The sequence below is a fragment of the Paenirhizobium naphthalenivorans genome (genome assembly GCF_007992095.1).
GTDB lineage: Bacteria > Pseudomonadota > Alphaproteobacteria > Rhizobiales > Rhizobiaceae > Allorhizobium > Allorhizobium naphthalenivorans.
In genome coordinates, this window is the sequence record NZ_BJZP01000010.1 from 75,656 (window position 1) to 92,889 (window position 17,234).

Annotated in this window: 14 protein-coding genes; 7 read left to right on the forward strand and 7 right to left on the reverse strand. The window is 62.1% G+C overall.

Annotated features, from left to right (window positions below):
- Positions 1 to 40: 40 nt before the first annotated feature.
- The 4 genes from RNA01_RS11975 to RNA01_RS11990 all read right to left on the reverse strand — a co-directional run bounded on the left by RNA01_RS11975 (position 41) and on the right by RNA01_RS11990 (position 4,784).
- Positions 41 to 832 carry a carbon-nitrogen hydrolase family protein gene (locus tag RNA01_RS11975; protein ID WP_147180448.1) on the reverse strand — a complete coding sequence of 264 codons (792 nt, stop codon included), beginning with the start codon at positions 830 to 832 and terminating at the stop codon, positions 41 to 43.
- Between the two features lie 96 nt (positions 833 to 928).
- Positions 929 to 1,588: an exopolysaccharide biosynthesis protein gene (locus RNA01_RS11980; RefSeq protein ID WP_147180449.1), complete on the reverse strand. Its 660-nt coding sequence runs from the start codon at positions 1,586 to 1,588 to the stop codon at positions 929 to 931.
- Positions 1,589 to 1,732: 144 nt separating this feature from the next.
- Positions 1,733 to 3,568: an ABC transporter ATP-binding protein gene (locus RNA01_RS11985; RefSeq protein ID WP_147180450.1), complete on the reverse strand. Its 1,836-nt coding sequence runs from the start codon at positions 3,566 to 3,568 to the stop codon at positions 1,733 to 1,735.
- A 52-nt stretch (positions 3,569 to 3,620) separates the two neighbouring features.
- Positions 3,621 to 4,784 (reverse strand): M20 aminoacylase family protein, encoded by a 1,164-nt coding sequence (locus RNA01_RS11990; RefSeq protein ID WP_147180451.1) that lies wholly within the window; start codon positions 4,782 to 4,784, stop codon positions 3,621 to 3,623.
- A 324-nt stretch (positions 4,785 to 5,108) separates the two neighbouring features.
- Between RNA01_RS11990 and RNA01_RS11995 the strand changes: the two genes are divergently transcribed.
- The 3 genes from RNA01_RS11995 (at position 5,109) to RNA01_RS12005 (ending at position 8,801) form a co-directional block, all read left to right on the forward strand.
- Positions 5,109 to 6,815, forward strand: coding sequence for a peptide ABC transporter substrate-binding protein (locus RNA01_RS11995; RefSeq protein ID WP_147180452.1), 1,707 nt, complete (start codon positions 5,109 to 5,111; stop codon positions 6,813 to 6,815).
- 71 nt (positions 6,816 to 6,886) lie between these two features.
- A complete protein-coding gene (locus RNA01_RS12000) occupies positions 6,887 to 7,897 on the forward strand; it encodes an ABC transporter permease (protein ID WP_147180453.1) in 1,011 nt (336 codons plus the stop codon).
- A complete protein-coding gene (locus tag RNA01_RS12005; RefSeq protein ID WP_147180454.1) occupies positions 7,890 to 8,801 on the forward strand; it encodes an ABC transporter permease in 912 nt (303 codons plus the stop codon). The genes RNA01_RS12000 and RNA01_RS12005 overlap by 8 nt, the downstream gene beginning before the upstream one ends.
- A gap of 56 nt (positions 8,802 to 8,857) precedes the next feature.
- Here the strand turns inward: RNA01_RS12005 and RNA01_RS12010 are convergent, their stop codons facing one another.
- The 3 genes from RNA01_RS12010 to RNA01_RS12020 all read right to left on the reverse strand — a co-directional run bounded on the left by RNA01_RS12010 (position 8,858) and on the right by RNA01_RS12020 (position 11,368).
- On the reverse strand, positions 8,858 to 10,189 hold the full coding sequence (locus RNA01_RS12010) for an NAD(P)/FAD-dependent oxidoreductase (RefSeq protein ID WP_147180455.1): 1,332 nt from the start codon (positions 10,187 to 10,189) through the stop codon (positions 8,858 to 8,860).
- A 165-nt stretch (positions 10,190 to 10,354) separates the two neighbouring features.
- A complete protein-coding gene (locus RNA01_RS12015; RefSeq protein ID WP_147180456.1) occupies positions 10,355 to 10,705 on the reverse strand; it encodes a ribbon-helix-helix domain-containing protein in 351 nt (116 codons plus the stop codon).
- 96 nt (positions 10,706 to 10,801) lie between these two features.
- The gene (locus tag RNA01_RS12020; RefSeq protein WP_170253436.1) at positions 10,802 to 11,368 is read right to left on the reverse strand and encodes a DJ-1/PfpI family protein; all 567 of its coding nucleotides are present in this window, start codon (positions 11,366 to 11,368) and stop codon (positions 10,802 to 10,804) included.
- A 243-nt stretch (positions 11,369 to 11,611) separates the two neighbouring features.
- On the opposite strand from RNA01_RS12020, the gene RNA01_RS12025 reads away from it, so the two are divergent.
- The 4 genes from RNA01_RS12025 (at position 11,612) to RNA01_RS12040 (ending at position 17,223) form a co-directional block, all read left to right on the forward strand.
- A complete protein-coding gene (locus RNA01_RS12025) occupies positions 11,612 to 12,607 on the forward strand; it encodes a P1 family peptidase (RefSeq protein ID WP_147180457.1) in 996 nt (331 codons plus the stop codon).
- A 218-nt stretch (positions 12,608 to 12,825) separates the two neighbouring features.
- The gene (locus RNA01_RS12030) at positions 12,826 to 14,640 is read left to right on the forward strand and encodes a PHA/PHB synthase family protein (protein WP_147180458.1); all 1,815 of its coding nucleotides are present in this window, start codon (positions 12,826 to 12,828) and stop codon (positions 14,638 to 14,640) included.
- A gap of 7 nt (positions 14,641 to 14,647) precedes the next feature.
- The gene (locus RNA01_RS12035; RefSeq protein ID WP_147180459.1) at positions 14,648 to 16,054 is read left to right on the forward strand and encodes a bifunctional enoyl-CoA hydratase/phosphate acetyltransferase; all 1,407 of its coding nucleotides are present in this window, start codon (positions 14,648 to 14,650) and stop codon (positions 16,052 to 16,054) included.
- Positions 16,051 to 17,223 (forward strand): acetate/propionate family kinase, encoded by a 1,173-nt coding sequence (locus RNA01_RS12040; protein ID WP_147180460.1) that lies wholly within the window; start codon positions 16,051 to 16,053, stop codon positions 17,221 to 17,223. The genes RNA01_RS12035 and RNA01_RS12040 overlap by 4 nt, the downstream gene beginning before the upstream one ends.
- The last annotated feature ends 11 nt before the right edge of the window (positions 17,224 to 17,234 follow it).

Consider the following 17,234-nt stretch of genomic DNA (forward strand, 5'->3'; position numbering starts at 1 on the left):
AGGCCAGGCTGCTCCCTGTCCCTGTCGCGGCTACGCTCCGTCACCCCAGCCGGTAAAGATCCGGCCGCCGATCGATGAGATAGGGGTTCTGCTTTCGGCAGTCGTCATAGGCGGTCGGATCGATTTCACTCACCAGCAGGGTCTCGCGCAGGCCTGCACGCGCAAGCTCGTCGCCGTCCGGACCGACGACGGCCGAACGGCCGCTATAGGAGAGCGCACCCTCCTCGCCACAGAGATCGGCATAGGCGATGAAAAGCCCGTTCTCGAAAGCCCGCGTCGGCACCACCATGTCCGCCACCCGCCGGCTGATGATCCCGGCCGGCAGCGCTGTCGGCACCAGAACAAGCTCCGCACCCGCCAGCGCCAGGCTGCGGACATATTCCGGAAACTCGACGTCATAGCAGATCAGCATGCCAGTGCGGATGCCGGCGAAATCGAAGACGCATGGGCCTTCCGTGCCCGGAGCGAAAGCGGCGCGTTCGCCATCGCCATAGAGGTGGGTCTTGCGGTAGAACTCGGTGCCCCCCTCCGGCCGTACCAGCACGGCGCTATTGTAGACAACATCCCCATCCCGTTCGGGAAAGCCGGCGCAAACAGCGATCTCGAATTCGGCGGCGATTTCCCGGAGCGCGCCGATGATGTCGCCATCGCGCCCCTCTGCAATCTCGGAGAACTGGGCAGGGCTCAAGGCATAACCGCTGACGGAAAGCTCGGGCGTCACCAGCAGGTCCGCCCCCATGTCGGAGGCCGCCGCCGCCGCCTGGGCGATCTTCGAAAGATTTCCCGCAGCGTCGCCGGAAATCGGCTGCATCTGATAGAGCGAGATCAACATGGCATGTCTCCAGGGGGATGATCGAAAACCGGACGATAGGCCGCCCGCCCGCACATTGCAAAGCGTCTCCTGGCTGAGGTCACAGGTTTCCGACGTTCAGAACACCGTTGCCGTGAGCAGCAGGATGAAACCCTTGACGAGCGCGTAGAGCACCCCGGCGACGACGGTGAGCGACACGCCGAACATCACCGTCCCCAGAAGGACACACACACCGTCACGCTCAAGAATACCAAAGGAGAACAGACAGATGGCAATCGCCGGCAGGATATTGCCGAGCGGCACAGGCAGGGTGAGGATGACCGCCAGGACGAGACAAAGCAGGCCGATGACATATTCGGCCGGCGGATAGATGAAAAAGCTCAACCTTGGCCGGAGCATCCGCTCGCCACGTGCCAGCCAAGGGGCGAGGCGAATGACGATCGAGGCGAAATCGGCACGGCTCATCGACCTTTTGGCGATGATCTGCGGCAGCCAGGGCACCTGGCCGAGCATGAGTTGGGCGGACAGGAAGACAAGTGGCGCGCCGGTCAGCGCCGAGGTTCCCGGCGGGGTCGGCACGACATTTGGCAACGCGAAGATCAGAATCAAGGCTCCGAAGGCGCGGTCGCCCATGGCCTGGAATATGTCCGCGACGGAAACGCGATCACGGCTCTCATCCATGGCAAGACTCGTCAGAATCTCGGAGAGCCGCCCGCCCCGCTTACGCGCGTCGTGGTCCCCCGATTCGTCCACCTTTGCCCCGTCGCTTTCCGCCATACTGCTCCCTGCCCCCCCTCCACCCGAGGGTTTGATCTTAGATGCAGACAATGACGAATGTTTGTTTAAGGACGAATGAAGCGATGACTGGCAACGATTAGCGCTGCCTTCGGCAAAGGCGCCCGCCAACCACGCGCCATAGCCTCATACCTGGACCAGATGCCCGGCCGACACTTCGCGGTAGGTCCGCTTCGGCGGCACATAACCGACCGGGCGGATCGGACTCTTGATCTCGTCGGTGGAAACGTTCCGTTTCAGGCTACGCCGGGCCGGATCGGGGACCGGCACCGCCGCAATCAGCTTTTTCGTGTAGGGATGCTGCGGATTGTCGAACACGGCCTGTCGCGGGCCTATCTCGACGATTTCGCCGAGATACATGACCGCCACCCGATGGCTCACCCGTTCAACCACGGCCATGTCGTGGGAAATGAACAGATAGGCGAGATTGAAGCTCTGCTGCAGATCGAGCAGCAGATTGCAGACCTGGGCCTTGATCGACACGTCAAGCGCCGAGACCGCCTCATCGGCGACGATCACCTTCGGATCGAGCATCAATGATCGGGCGATGGCGATACGCTGGCGCTGGCCGCCGGAGAACTCATGCGGAAAGCGATGCATCATATCGGCTTTCAGCCCGACCCTTTCGAGCAGGTCCGCCGCCTTTTCCCGTGCCTCGGCTTTGGCGCCAAGCCCATGCTCGATGAAGGGCTCCATCACCGCGCTACCGACGCTCATGCGCGGGTCGAGGCTGGCGAACGGGTCCTGGAACACCATCTGGACACTGCGGCGCATCTTACGCAGCGCGATCCGGTCAAGATTGACGACGTCGTAGCCATCGAGCGAAATCGCCCCTGCGGTCGGCTCGACCAGGCGCGTGATCGAACGCCCTGTCGTCGACTTGCCGCAGCCGGATTCGCCGACCAGAGAGAGCGTCTCCCCTGCCCGAAGGTCGAAGGAAACGTCTTCCACCGCATGGACCGCGCCGCTCTTGCGACCGAGCAGGCCCGAATGGATGTCGAAGCGCGTGGTGAGGTTCTTCACCTCGAGAACCGGGCGCGTGCTTTCATCGACCCCGCCGGCTTCTGTCTCCGGGATCCGCGTCTCGCCGGTGGCGATATCGATCACCGGAAAGCGCATCGGCCGCTCGTGACCGCCCATCGAGCCAAGCTTCGGCACAGCCGAGAGAAGCGCGCGGGTATAGGGGTGCTTGCCGCGGTTGAATATGTCGTCGGTCGTGCCCGTCTCGACGGCTTCGCCGCGAAACATGACGATGGTCCGGTCTGAGACTTCCGCCACCACGCCCATGTCATGGGTGATGAACAGGACCCCCATGCCCTCCTCTTCCTGCAGCACCTTGATCAGGTCGAGGATCTGGCCCTGAATGGTCACGTCGAGCGCCGTTGTCGGTTCGTCGGCGATCAGGACCTTCGGCCGGCTGGCAAGCGCCATGGCGATCATCACGCGCTGGCGCATGCCGCCGGAGAACTGGTGTGGATAGTCGTCGAAGCGGCTCTTGGCATTGGGAATGCGTACTTTGTCCAACAGCCGCAGCACTTCCGCCTTCGCCTCGGCCGAGGAAACACTGCGATGGCAGGTGATCGCTTCGGCGATCTGCTTGCCGATCGGAAAGATCGGGTTGAGCGAGGTCATCGGCTCCTGGAAGATCATGGCGATCTCATTACCGCGGACCCTGCGCATGCCTTCGTTGCCGAGCGTGAGCAGTTCCCGCCCGTTGAGCTTGACGCTGCCCTCGATGCGGCTGGCATTCTGTGGCAGAAGCCGCATGATCGACAAGGACGTGACGCTTTTGCCCGATCCCGACTCGCCGACGATCGCGACTGTTTCCCTCGGCGCCACGTCGAAACTCACGCCCTTGACCACCGAACGCCATTCATCTCCCACCCTGAAGGAGGTCGTCAGGTCCCGGACCGAAAGGACCGGCGCCGCACCCGTAAGACTGCCATTAGAGATTTCCACCATTCGACCGATCCTTGAAGCCTGCGGTTTCAGACAAGAATATGCAGTCGCGGTATCAGGCCGCGAGCGCCGTCTCCGCGAGCGTCACCCAGTAGCTGATGCCGTAGGGGATGGCCTCGTCGTTGAAATCGTAGGCCGAATGGTGGAGGTTGGCGCTGTCGCCATTGCCGATGAAGACGAAAGCGCCGGGGCGGGCCTCCAGCATGTAGGAAAAGTCTTCCGCCCCCATCATCGGCGCAATTTCGCTTTCAACCGCCCGGTCGCCGGAAATACGCCGGAGAACGCCAAGCGCGAATTCCGTCTCGTCCGGGTGATTGAAGGTCACCGGATAACCGCGCCGATAGTGCACATCGACGGTTGCGCCGAAGGTTGCGGCAATACCGTTGGCCACTTCGTTCAGGCGCCGCTCGGCGTAATCACGCGTCTCGGACAGAAGCGTGCGCACGGTGCCGGTCAGCTTGACGGTATTGGCGATTACGTTGCACGCCTCGCCGCCATGCACGGACGCGACCGTCACCACAACCGATTTCAGCGGATCGACCTCGCGCGAGGCGATTGCCTGCAGAGCGATGACGATATGCGAGGAAACCAGCACCGGGTCGATGGTCGTGTGCGGCTGCGCGGCATGGCCGCCACGTCCATGTACGACGATCTCGAACTCGTCGGCCGCCGCCATCACCGAGCCCTTGCGCGTGGCGAAATGACCGACCGGCATGCCGGGATGATTGTGCATGCCGTAGACCTGGGAGATGCCGAAGGTTTCCATCATGCCATCCTCGACCATTTTCAGGCCACCGCCGCCGCCTTCTTCTGCCGGTTGGAAGATCAGCGCGACGGAACCGCGGAAATTACGGGTCTCTGCGAGATATTTCGCCGCCCCGAGCAGCATGGCCGTGTGCCCGTCATGGCCGCAGGCATGCATCTTGCCCGGCGTCTTCGACGCCCATTCCTTGCCGCTCGTCTCGTAGATCGGCAAGGCGTCCATGTCGGCGCGGAAACCGATGACCGGTCCGTCGCCGCGGCTGCCCTTGATGATCGCCACGACCCCGGTACGGCCAATGCCGGTTTCCACCACATCGCAACCGAAGGACTTCAGTTTCTCCGCGACGAATTCGGCGGTCTCTTCGACATCGAACAAGAGTTCCGGGTTCTCATGGAGATGGCGGCGCCAGGCGGCCACCTCGCCTTGCAGTTCGCTGGCACGGTTCAACACGGGCATGTGTTCGATCCTCGCATTTTTCTTGTGGTTCCCACTTTTATCCGGTCATACTGCGCTGCCTCAAAGCGCTTTTGCAAGCCGCAATTTTCCGCCTTGAACACAAAATAGGCCTATGCTTAGATGGCTCAAATTTTGATCAGTCCCGCATGTTCCGGACAAGCATCCGAGACGATCGGAGACCTTAAGCGGAGACAACAGAGTCAAAATTACGAAACAGGGCCAATAAGATAACTGGGACTGGCCTTGACCGCCGGGAGAACGGGAACTCTCCTCAGGCAGCACTGACGATCAAAACTCCAACGATAAAAACAGGGGAATGACGACATGCAGAAATTCCGTATTCTATTGGCAGCCTCGGCTGCGGCGCTGGCCGTGCAGGCGGCACCCGCCTTCGCCGAGCGAGGCTCGGACGGTGACCTTAAAATCATCTTCTGGCAGGCCGTCTCCACCCTCAATCCCTATCTCTCCGGCGGCACCAAGGAAGTGTACAGCTCATCCATGGTGATCGAGCCACTCGCCCGCTACGACGAGACCGGCACACTGGTTCCGATGCTGGCCGCAGACATCCCGACCATCGAGAATGGCGGCGTCACGGCCGATATGAAAAGCATCACGTGGAAACTGAAGCCCGGCCTCAAATGGTCGGACGGCACGCCGGTCACCGCCGATGACGCCATTTTCACCTGGAAGTACTGCACGGCGCCGGACGGCGGCTGCGCCCAGGCCGCCTATTACGAAGGCGTGACCAATGTCGAGGCGATTGATCCCTCAACCATCAAGATCTCCTTCTCCGAGCCAAAGCCCTATCCCTACTCCGCTTTCGTCGGCGCCCAGTCGCCGCTGATCCAGGCAGCCCAGTTCAAGGATTGCATGGGCGCCAAGGCACCGGAATGCACCGCCGCCAACTTCGGTCCGATCGGCACCGGCCCGTTTGTGGTCAAGGAATTCAAGCCGAACGACGTCATCACCTTTGAAGCGAACCCGAACTACCGCGACCCGGCCAAGCCGGCCTTCGCCACGGCAACGCTGAAGGGCGGTGGCGATGCCGCCTCCGCGGCCCGCTCGGTTCTTGAGACAGGCGAATACGATTACGCCTGGAACATGCAGGTCGAACCGGAAGTGCTCGAACAGATGATGCAGGCCGGCAAAGGCAAGATCGAGGTGGCCTTCGGCACCCAGGTCGAGCGTATCGACCTGAACCCTTTCGGCGTCGACCCGTCGCTCGGCGACAAGCGTTCGACCAAGGAAGCCGGTCCACATCCTGCATTGTCCGACCCGGCGGTTCGCAGAGCGCTTTCCATCGCCATCGACCGTGACATCCTGGTCGAGGCCGGCTACGGCGCCAACGGCAAGCCGACCTGCAACATCCTGCCGGCTCCGGATATCTATGTCTCGACCGCCGTTGACTGGTGCCTGAAGCAGGACATCGAAGGCGCCAACAAGCTGCTTGAAGATGCCGGTTGGAAAATGGGGCCTGACGGCATCCGCGAAAAGAACGGCGTCAAGCTCTCCTTCCTCTACCAGACCTCGACCAACTCGGTCCGTCAGGGCACCCAGGCGCTCGTGAAGGACATGTGGAAGCAGATCGGCGTCGATGTCGAGCTGCGTAACATCTCGGCTTCCGTCTTCTTCGGCGGCGACCCGGCTTCCCCGGATACCTTCCAGAAGTTCTATGCCGACGTGCAGATGTACACCAACAACTTCGACGGAACCGATCCGGAGAAGTACATGGCAGGCTGGAAGTGCGACAAGGCTCCGACCCCGGCCAATGGCTGGCAGGGTGAGAACGAGCCCCGCTACTGCAACCCGGAATATGACAAGCTGGTCGACACCCTCGGCAAGACCGGCAAGCTTGAAGAACGCGCCGCGATCGCCAAACAGCTCAACGATATGCTGAGCAACGACGGCGCCCAGATCCCGCTTATCCATCGTGGCCAGCCGTCGGCGGTCAACGTCACGCTCGATGGCGTCAGGATGAACGCCTGGGACTCAGAGCTTTGGAACGTCGCTGACTGGTCGCGCAAGAAGTAAATGTATCTCACCGGGCCCGGCACCCGCCGGGCCCGGTAGCATTTTCTTCGTGACGGTCTGGAGACTATCCGATGTTCACATACACACTGCGGCGGTTGCTGTTCGCAATCCCGACATTGCTGATTATCAGCTTCATCATTTTCGCTCTGCTGGACCTCGCTCCCAACGATCCGCTCGGCGACCTGCCCCTGACCATTCCACCGGAAGTACGCGAACAGATGCGGGCGGCGCTTGGCATGGACCAGCCCTTCTTCATTCGCTTCCTCAAATGGTTGCAGCAGTTTTTCATCAATGAACCGCTGAATATTTTCGAACAGCTCACCGGACTGACCGTCGGCACCGGCGAGCGTCTGCGCGTGCTGTCGTGGGCAACCCGCAGCCCCGTCGTCGACCTGATCGTCCAGAGACTGCCCCAGACCCTTTGGGTCGTTGGCATGTCCTATGTCTTCGGTGTCATGCTGGCGATCCCGATCGGCGTCCTTTCGGCCTACAAACAGTATTCGGTCTTCGATCAGCTGGGCACTTTCATCTCGATGATCGGCTATTCGGTGCCGACCTTCTTCACCGGTGTCCTGCTGATCGTCGTCTTCAGCTCCTATCTGCAATGGTTCCCGTCAATCTACGACACGAACCTCGTCGTTCACGACTGGTCCAGCTTCCTTGCCCAGGTCAGGCAAATGTTCCTGCCCGTGCTGGTTTTGACGCTTTACAATACCTCGCAGATCAGCCGGTTCGTACGCGCATCCATGCTCGACAATCTGCATCAGGACTATGTCCGGACCGCCCGCGCCAAGGGCGTCAAGGAGAAGGTCGTGCTGCTCGTGCATGTCCTGCGCAACAGCCTGATCCCGGTCGTCACGGTCATCGCGCTCGGCGTACCCACGATCTTCTCCGGGGCGATCATCACGGAGCAGATCTTCCGGGTCAACGGTCTCGGCCAATTGCTGATCGTCGCCATCCAGGGCGCCGATATTCCATTGGTCCAGACACTGACCTTCATCTTCGCCATCCTGATCGTGCTCTTCAACCTGATTGCCGACGTCCTTTACGGCATCCTTGATCCGAGGATCCGCTATGACTGATACAACTGCGGTCGTTGAGGACCGCCCTTCCCGATCCTTTGCCGGCGACCTCTGGCACCAGTTCAAGGCCCATCCGGGCGGTGTCGCGGGCCTGATCGTCTTCGCCTTCATCCTGCTTGCGGTTTATGTCGGCCCGCTGATCCACACCGTCGATCCCAACAAGCTCGACATCCGCGCGAAAAACCAGGGGATGTCGCTTGCCCATCCCTTCGGCACCGACAACCTTGGTCACGACATGTTGGCGCAGGTCATGGCCGGCGGGCAGATCTCGCTTGCCGTCGGCATAACGGCAATGCTTCTGGCTCTGTTCCTCGGAACGCTGGTCGGGGTTCTGGCCGGTTATTTCAAGAGGATCGACGGCTTGCTGATGCGCATGACCGATCTGTTCCTGGCGCTGCCCTTGCTGCCCTTGCTGCTCGTCATCATCATGCTTTTCCGTGACACATTGCGGGCCGCGTTCGGACCGGAGACCGGGATCTTCATCCTGATCGTCTTCGTCATCGGCATCACCAGCTGGATGCACACGGCCCGCATCGTTCGCGGTGACGTGCTGACGGTGAAGAGTCAGGAATTCATCCTGGCGGCGAAATCGAGCGGCATGTGGGAGTACCGGGTGATCCTCAAGCACATCCTGCCGAACGTCATGAGCTCGATCATGGTCTCCGCGACGCTTGGCATCGCCTCGGCGATCATCACGGAATCGGCCCTGTCTTTCCTCGGCCTCGGCTTCCCCTCGGATTTCCCGACCTGGGGCCGCCTGCTGTTCGATGGCGCCAACTTCCTGCAGATAAACCCGTCGCGCGTCTTGTGGCCCGGCCTGGCGATTTCGCTCTCCGTGCTTTCGGTCAACTATATCGGCGATGCCATCCGTGACGCGCTCGATCCGCGCCTGTTGAAGCGCTGAGCCGGCGATTGCGCAAGTGACAAGGGGCGCCGCGGCGCCCCTTTTTCGTATCAGCCTCAGACCCCGCTGATGATCTCGATCTTCGAGCCGTCGAAGAAGCGCGACAGACGAAAAGCCGTCGGATCCACGCAAGGGGTATGTCCGGTGACAAGGTCGGCCATGAGGCGCCCGGCCCCCGGCCCGATACCGAAGCCGTGGCCGGAGAAGCCTGTGGCGATAAAGAAACCCGGCACCGCCTCGACCGGAGAAATCACCGGAACGGCGTCGGGCGAAACGTCGATATAGCCGGCCCAGCGCTGCTCGATCTCGGCCTTGGCGAAGACCGGGTAATCTTTCTTCAACTGCGCAAGCGCGTGATTGGTCCACTTGTCGGAGGGCTTGGGATCGAGCACGCGGCATCGCTCGAAAGGTGTCTCCTCATCCATCCGCCAGCGCTGCGCCATACGGCCCTCCTCCAGGAAGCGGCCGGAGACGCGAAAGCGCAACGACCGCCACTCGCTTTTCAGGGCGGGGAGGAACTTCAGCATGTAGCGGAAGCTGTCGGGGACGATCTCGACGATATTGTCGTAGCGCGAGGCGATCGTATAACCGCCGTCCTGCCGCTTGCGGAAGGCGAAATCCCGGCCATACAGCGTCTGCTCCGGCCCGCCTTCGATCGGCTTGGTGCGGATGACGGTGTTCATCACCTTGAGCTGCGGCAGATCGACCCCGGCATTGCGGGCAAACAGGCTCGACCATGCCCCGCCGGCAAGAACGACCGACGAGCAGGCGATCGAACCACGCTCGGTCACGACCCCCGAGATCTTGCCACCCGATGTCTCGATACCACGCACCGCGCAGTTGGTCAGGATATGCGCGCCTTTGTCGCGCGCCGCTTCGGCGATCGCCGGCGCGGCCTTCTGCGGTTCGGCGCGGCCGTCGGCCGGCGTAAACAGAGCGCTTTTGAAGTCGTGCTTCATGCCCGGATAGAGCCCGTTGAACTCCGCGCCATCGATCATGCGCGACTTGAGCTGATAGGCGCCGAGCGCCTCGGGCCATTCGGCGTTCTTCGCCTCATAGGACTTGTCGAGCGAGGCGAACACGATGCCGCATTGCCTGTAACCGGTGTCGCGGCCGGTTCGGGCGTCCAGCCCCTGCCAGATGCGGATCGCTTCGGCCATCAGTGGTACTTCGCGCGGATCGCGCCAGGAAATGCGTACCCAGCCCCAGTTGCGGCTCGACTGCTCCTCACCGATCCCCCCCTTCTCGCAAAGCGCGACCGATACGCCGCGTTCGGCAAGCTCCAGCGCCGTCGACGAACCGATGATCCCGCCGCCGATGACGACGACATCGACGCGGGCGGGCATTTGCGCGTCACCTTGAACGGGAACGACCTTGGGACCGGGCATGGGGGATCAACTCCTGAAAGACAAAGGGGTCCGGCAGGAGAGGAAGGAAGGGAATGCCCTGCCGGTGCAATGACCACGCTATAGCACCGTGAGAGCACAGCGTCACGTCGGTGCAAAGACCTGGCCATGTGGAAAAGCGACAGCGGAAAACGGAAGCGTCCGTGTTCAGTGATACTTCGCCTTTTCGGCAACCAGGATATGGTCCGCGTCGAGCGCTGCGATCGGCAAATCTGTATTGGCCGGTATATCCCCGGACAGCTGGAGCGCCAGATAGCGGCCGCAGCAGACGCGAAGGAACGAGGTGAAATTGCCGAGATCGTGCCCGGCATCGATCGACTCGTGATAGAGCTTGGCGATCAGCTGGATCACCGTCATCCCGTCGCGCCGACCGACCTCTTCCAGTGTCATCCAGAAGAAATTCTCCAGCCGGACGCTGGTCACCATGCCGTCAATGCGCAGCGATTTCGTCTGGCTTTCCCACAAGGCCGGATCGGCCTGGATGAAGAGCTTGCACATGGTTTCCTCCCGGATGCGCGGTCCTCGGTAACGTCAGACCCTAGAGAGAAACGACGGAACCGTGAAGCCCCGCCGTCTCGTTCCATTGGGCCGCGATCAGGCGGAAAGCACCGCCATGAACTGTTTCAGCCATGCCGGATGCGCCGGCCAGGCCGGTGCAGTCACCAGATTGCCGTCGGTCACGGCCGCGTCGATGGCGATGTCGGCATAGGTGCCGCCGGCCAGTTCGACTTCGGGACGGCAGGCCGGATAGGCCGAGCATGTGCGGCCCTCAAGCACGCGGGCCGCGGCCAGGACCTGCGCGCCGTGGCAAACGGCGGCTACCGGCTTGTTGGCATCGAAGAAGTGCTTCACGGCAGCGATCACCTCCGCATTGAGGCGCAGATATTCCGGTGCCCGACCACCGGGAATGACCAGCGCATCATAGTCCGATGCCTTGATTTCGGCGAAGGTGGCATTGAGCGCGAAATTGTGGCCGCGCTTTTCCGTATAGGTCTGGTCGCCCTCGAAATCATGAATCGCGGTGGCGATCGTCTGGCCGGCCTTCTTGCCGGGGCAAACGGCATGCACGGTGTAACCACAGGCAAGCAACGTCTGGAACGGCACCATGGTCTCGTAGTCTTCGGCAAAATCGCCGGCAATCATCAGGATCTTCTTCGACATATCATCCTCCCGTTCTGGAATGTCGGGCGGACGCTAGCAAATCGGCCGAAGGGACGGGTATTATCGCATTACTACAGCGCCGATTTCCGAACACGCGCCGATCCGGCGTCCGAAATCCGCCCGGTCTGTTTCGATCCTGGCGCGGGTTGATTCCGATCACGGACCGGGTCACTCTCCACCCCGTATTTTCCAGCCGACAGACAGCTCTGTCCAACCGAAGCACGTACGAATACGAGGTATGGCATGACGTCCCAACTGAACCTGCTAACCGATGTCGAAGGTGTCGCCGTCGGTCACGCCACGGACCTGAAGCTCGGCTCCGGTGTCACGGCAATCGTCTTCGACCGCCCGGCCACGGCTTCCGGCAGTGTGCTCGGCGGCGCACCAGGCGGGCGTGAGACGGCGCTGCTCGATCCGGCCATGACGGTGGAGGCGGTTGACGCTTTCGTGCTCTCGGGCGGATCAGCCTTTGGCCTTGATGCCGCCGGCGGCGTACAGGCTGGTCTTCGCGCCATCGGTCGAGGCTTCCCGGTCGGCGATGTCCGCGTGCCGATCGTGCCCCAGGCAATCCTCATGGATCTGCTGAATGGCGGCAACAAGGACTGGGGCCTGCACTCGCCCTATCGCGACATGGGTTATGATGCCTTCATGGCGGCCAGGCATGGTGCCTTCGACCTTGGCAGCGTCGGTGCCGGCACCGGCGCGACGACAGCAACTTTCAAGGGCGGGCTTGGTTCGGCCAGCGCTATGACCAGCGGCGGCCATACGATCGCCGCCCTCGTCGCGGTCAACGCCATGGGCTCGACGACGATCGGCGACGGCCCGTTCTTCTGGGCCGCCCCCTTTGAACTCGACGATGAATTCGGCGGCATCGGCCTACCGGCCAATTTCTCCTCGCCCGATACGATCCTGCAGGCCAAGGGCATCAACCTGACCGCCACCACCATCGGCGCCGTGGTGACTGACGCCGCCTTGACCAAGGCGCAGACACACCGCCTGTCGATCATGGCCCACGGCGGGCTTGCCCGCGCGGTGTTGCCGGCTCATCTGCCCGCCGATGGCGATACGATATTCTCCGCCGCGACCAATCGCCGGCCACTCGCGAATTCCACCGATTTCATGGAACTGTGCCATCTTGCCACCCTCGTCATGGCCCGCGCCATCGCTCGCGGCGTCTTCGAGGCGACCTCTTTGCCGGTCGAAGGCGCGCAGGCCTCCTGGCGCGACCGCTACGGCTGATCCGCTTCGGCGGCAACCGGCACCGCCCGACGATCGACATGCGCCTTTCGGGTAAGGCGGCATTAGGCTTTAGGCAAGGCTTTGATTGAATAGCGGCGGCAAAGGCTTATATTGCACCGCAATACAAGCGTGTCGAAGCGCTCATCATTTCGTATGCGCGTCACGAATCCACGTTATTCCCCTGTCGGAGTGACGGACCTATTGCGGGAGAAAGAGACATGTCGACATCCAGCATCATCCGGGCCGGAGATCCCTCCTCCGCCAATCTCGACACGGCGCTCGACGCTCTCGGTTTCGACGACGGCTCACAAGCAGCAGGTTTCGACGCCCTCAATCGCATGAACGAGGTGATGATCGCGCCGTTCACCGGCGGCATCTCGCCCGCCGCCATATCACTTGCCGTCTACGACTGGGCGATCCATCTCGGCATGGCACCAGGCAAGCGGCTGGAACTGGCGCAGAAGGCATTGCGCAAGAGCCACCGCCTCGCCACTCATCTTGCGGCAGCCGCCGTTGACCCGCAAACACCCCCCTGCATCGAGCCCCTGCCAGGCGACGAACGTTTCAAGGGCGAGGAATGGCAGCATTTCCCTTATAATATCATGTCCCAGTGTTTCCTGCTAAACCAGCAATGGTGGCATAAGGTGACCAACGACGTGCCCGGCGTCGCCGCACACCACGAGGACGTGATTTCCTTTGCCACCCGCCAGATCCTCGACGTCTTCTCCCCATCGAACTTCCCATTGACCAATCCGGTGGTGATGAAACGCGCCGCTGAAACCGGCGGCATGAACTTCCTGGAGGGATTCAGGAATTTCATCGAGGATGCCAACCGCGAACTGACCAAGCAGCCGGTCGCCGGTACCGAGGACTTCGTACCTGGCAAGACCGTCGCAACCACTCCCGGTCGCGTCGTCTATCGTAACCGCCTGATCGAGCTGATCCAGTATTCGCCGGCAACCGAAACCGTCCACGCCGAACCGATCCTGATCGTTCCGGCATGGATCATGAAATACTACATCCTCGATCTTTCGCCGCACAATTCGCTGATCCGCTATCTCGTCTCCCAGGGCCACACCGTCTTCTGCATCTCCTGGCACAATCCGACCGCCGCCGATCGCGACCTCGGCATGGACGACTACCGCCGCCTCGGCGTCATGGACGCCCTCGATGCGATCAACGCGATCATACCGGATCGCAAGATCCATGCTGCCGGCTACTGCCTCGGCGGCACGCTGCTATCGATCGCAGCCGCCGCCATGGCGCGCGCCAAGGATGAGCGCCTCGCCTCCGTGACCCTGTTTGCCGCCCAGACGGATTTCTCCGAGCCAGGCGAGCTCGCCCTTTTCATCGATGACAGCCAGCTGCATTTCCTCGAAAGCGTCATGTGGAACCGCGGCTTCCTCTCGGCCGACCAGATGGCCGGCGCCTTCCAGCTATTGCGCTCAAATGACCTTATCTGGTCGCGCATCGTGCACGACTACATGATGGGCGAGCGCACGCCGATGATCGATCTGATGGCCTGGAACGCCGACACCACGCGCATGCCCTTCCGCATGCATGCCGAATATCTCCAGCGCCTCTATCTCGACAACGAACTCGCCGCCAGCCGCTTCATGGTCGACGGCCACCCGGCAGCGCTGCAGAACATCCGCGTTCCGCTTTTCTCCGTGGGGACCGAACGCGACCATGTTGCCCCCTGGACCTCCGTTTACAAGATCCATTACCTGACCGACACCGACGTCACCTTCGTTCTGACCAGCGGCGGCCACAATGCCGGCATCGTCAGCGAACCCGGTCATCCGCACCGCCATTTTCGCATGGAAACCAAGAAGGCTGTGGATCCCTGCGTGAGCGCCGAGGAATGGATGGCCGAGTGCCCTTCACAAGAGGGTTCGTGGTGGCCGGCGTGGTCTGCCTGGCTTGTGTCCCATTCGTCGCAGGAGAAGGTTGCACCGCCGCCGATGGGGGCAAGCGAAAACGGTTATGTCGCAAAGGAAGCCGCGCCCGGCACCTATGTCCATCAGAAATGAGAGTGAAATGACTGAAACCCTCCTGACGAACCGTACCTTCGACGAACTGAAAGTCGGCGACAGTGCGACGCTCAAGCGCTCGGTCGATCTCGAAAGCATCAAGCTCTTCGCGCGTGCCTCCGGCGATTTCAATCCGGCCCATGTCGATGCAAAATTCGCCGAAAAGGATTTCTTCGGTCACATCATTGCCCACGGCATGTGGACGGCCGCCGTGGTGTCGGCCGTGCTCGGCACCAAGCTGCCCGGTCCCGGCACCATTTATCTCGGCCAGGAACTGCGGTTCGAAAAGCCGGTTTTCCCCGGCGACACGATCACCGCGATCGTCACCGTGACGGAAAAGCGTCCCGACAAACGGATCGTCGTGTTCGACACCCGCTGCACCAACCAGAAAGGCGAGGAAGTCTTATGCGGCCGGGCGACCGTTATCGCCCCGTTCGAACGGATGGAATGGCCGCAGGTCACCCTTCCGGAAGTCGTGGCGCAGCACCACGACCGCTTCGATGACATCGTCGCCGAGGCACGTGCGCTCCCCCTCATCAAGACTGCCCTCGTTCATCCCTGCTCGCCCGAGGCAATCCAGGCAGCTATAGAAATCCGTGACGAGAACCTGCTCGACCCGGTTCTGATCGGCCCCGAGGCCAAGATTCGCGCAGCCGCCGAAAAGGCCGGCATCTCCCTTGACGGTTTCGAGATCATCTCCGTCGAACACAGCCATGCTGCCGCCGAAAAGGCGGTCGAACTGGCGGTTGCCGGCAAGGTGTCCACCCTGATGAAGGGCAGCCTGCACACCGACGAACTGCTGGGCGCCGTCGTGGCTCCCGGCTCGGGACTGAGGACCGCGCGTCGCATCAGCCATGCCTATGTCATGGACGTGCCGGCCTACGAGAAACTGCTGGTGGTCACCGACGCGGCGATCAACATCGCTCCCACCCTCGACCACAAGCGTGACATCTGCCAGAACGCCATCGACCTGCTGCAACTGCTCGGCAATACCAAACCGAAGGTTGCCGTGCTCGCCGCCGTGGAGACGATCAATGACAAGATGCAGGCGACGCTCGACGCGGCGGCGCTGACCGTCATGGCTGCGCGTGGCCAGATCACCGGCGCCAGCGTCGACGGACCGCTTGCCTTCGACAATGCCATCAGCCTTGAGGCCGCCCGCACCAAGGGGATCGTCTCCCCCGTCGCCGGCCAGGCTGACATCCTGCTCGTGCCCGATCTCGAAGCCGGCAACATGTTGGCCAAGCAGTTGCTCTATTTCGCCGGTGCTGACGCCGCCGGCCTGGTACTCGGCGCCCGCGTGCCGATCATCCTGACCAGCCGTTCCGACAGCCTCAAGGTCCGCATCGCCTCGGCGGCACTCGCCAAGCTCGTTGCCGCCAAGCGCGCCGCCCAGGGACTGCCGGCTCAATGACGGAAAAGCTGCTCCTCACCTTTAACGCCGGCTCCTCGACGGTGAAAATCGGTCTGTTCCTGCGCAAGGAGGACAAGGCGGTTCGCATCGGCAAGGGCATGATCGACTTCCGCCACAAGCCGCTGACCTTCCATCTGGTCGAGGGTCCGGAAGTGTTCGACGTGCCGCTCGAAGCCGAGGGCGGCGACATGTTGCACGAGGTGCTGGACGAAACCTTCGGCTGGCTGGCCAATCATTTTGACATTGATGCGGTCACCGCCGTCGGACACCGTGTCGTTCACGGTGGAGACATGTTTTCCGGCCCGGTGCTGATCGACGATCGAGCCTTTTCCGGCATCGCCGCGCTCACACCGCTGGCACCACTCCACCAGCCGCAGAACCTCAGGCTGATCGAGGCAATTCGCCACCTGAAGCCTCATCTGCCGCAGACGGCCTCCTTCGACACCGCATTCCACCGCAGCCAGTCGCCGACCGTACAGCGTTTCGCCATCCCGCGCACCTATTTCGACCAAGGCATCAAGCGCTACGGCTTTCACGGCCTTTCTTACAAATACATCGCCGGTGCGCTGGCCAAACTCCGGCCTGAAAACGCAAACGCTCGCACCGTGGTCGCCCATCTCGGCAGCGGCGCCAGCATCTGCGCGATTGAGGGCGGCTTGAGCCGCGACAGCTCGATGGGCTTTTCGACCATCGACGGCATTCCGATGGCCACCCGCTCCGGCGCGCTCGATCCCGGGGTCATCTTTCACTTCATGGCGCGCATGGGGCTTTCGCGCGAAGAAGTCGAGGACATCGTCTACCACAAGTCCGGCCTGCTCGGGCTGTCCGGCATCAGCGCCGACAGCCGCGCGCTTCTCGAAAGCACCGCACAGGAAGCCAGGGAGGCGATCGACGTCTTCACCTTCCGTATCGCCGGCGAAGTCGCCAGGCTTTCCGCCACCCTCGGCGGGCTCGATACCCTCGTCTTTACCGCCGGCATCGGCGAGCACCAGCCGGCGATCCGAAGCGCCGTTTGCGAACGGCTCGCCTTCCTTGGTGTCCGGCTCGACACCAGCGCCAACGCGACCAATGCGGCGACGATCTCGGCGCCCGCCTCAGGCGTCGCGGTCATGGTCATCGAGACCGACGAGGAACAGGTTATCGCAGACGAAGCCCTTTCCATCCTCTGAAACGGAGACAC

Bases quoted from the DNA above. Each gene is read 5' to 3' on its own strand.
- RNA01_RS11975 (WP_147180448.1), bottom strand. From the start codon at position 832: ATGTTGATCTCGCTCTATCAGATGCAGCCGATTTCCGGCGACGCTGCG.
- RNA01_RS11980 (WP_147180449.1), bottom strand. From the start codon at position 1,588: ATGGCGGAAAGCGACGGGGCAAAGGTGGACGAATCGGGGGACCACGAC.
- RNA01_RS11985 (WP_147180450.1), bottom strand. From the start codon at position 3,568: ATGGTGGAAATCTCTAATGGCAGTCTTACGGGTGCGGCGCCGGTCCTT.
- RNA01_RS11990 (WP_147180451.1), bottom strand. From the start codon at position 4,784: ATGCCCGTGTTGAACCGTGCCAGCGAACTGCAAGGCGAGGTGGCCGCC.
- RNA01_RS11995 (WP_147180452.1), top strand. From the start codon at position 5,109: ATGCAGAAATTCCGTATTCTATTGGCAGCCTCGGCTGCGGCGCTGGCC.
- RNA01_RS12000 (WP_147180453.1), top strand. From the start codon at position 6,887: ATGTTCACATACACACTGCGGCGGTTGCTGTTCGCAATCCCGACATTG.
- RNA01_RS12005 (WP_147180454.1), top strand. From the start codon at position 7,890: ATGACTGATACAACTGCGGTCGTTGAGGACCGCCCTTCCCGATCCTTT.
- RNA01_RS12010 (WP_147180455.1), bottom strand. From the start codon at position 10,189: ATGCCCGGTCCCAAGGTCGTTCCCGTTCAAGGTGACGCGCAAATGCCC.
- RNA01_RS12015 (WP_147180456.1), bottom strand. From the start codon at position 10,705: ATGTGCAAGCTCTTCATCCAGGCCGATCCGGCCTTGTGGGAAAGCCAG.
- RNA01_RS12020 (WP_170253436.1), bottom strand. From the start codon at position 11,368: ATGTCGAAGAAGATCCTGATGATTGCCGGCGATTTTGCCGAAGACTAC.
- RNA01_RS12025 (WP_147180457.1), top strand. From the start codon at position 11,612: ATGACGTCCCAACTGAACCTGCTAACCGATGTCGAAGGTGTCGCCGTC.
- RNA01_RS12030 (WP_147180458.1), top strand. From the start codon at position 12,826: ATGTCGACATCCAGCATCATCCGGGCCGGAGATCCCTCCTCCGCCAAT.
- RNA01_RS12035 (WP_147180459.1), top strand. From the start codon at position 14,648: ATGACTGAAACCCTCCTGACGAACCGTACCTTCGACGAACTGAAAGTC.
- RNA01_RS12040 (WP_147180460.1), top strand. From the start codon at position 16,051: ATGACGGAAAAGCTGCTCCTCACCTTTAACGCCGGCTCCTCGACGGTG.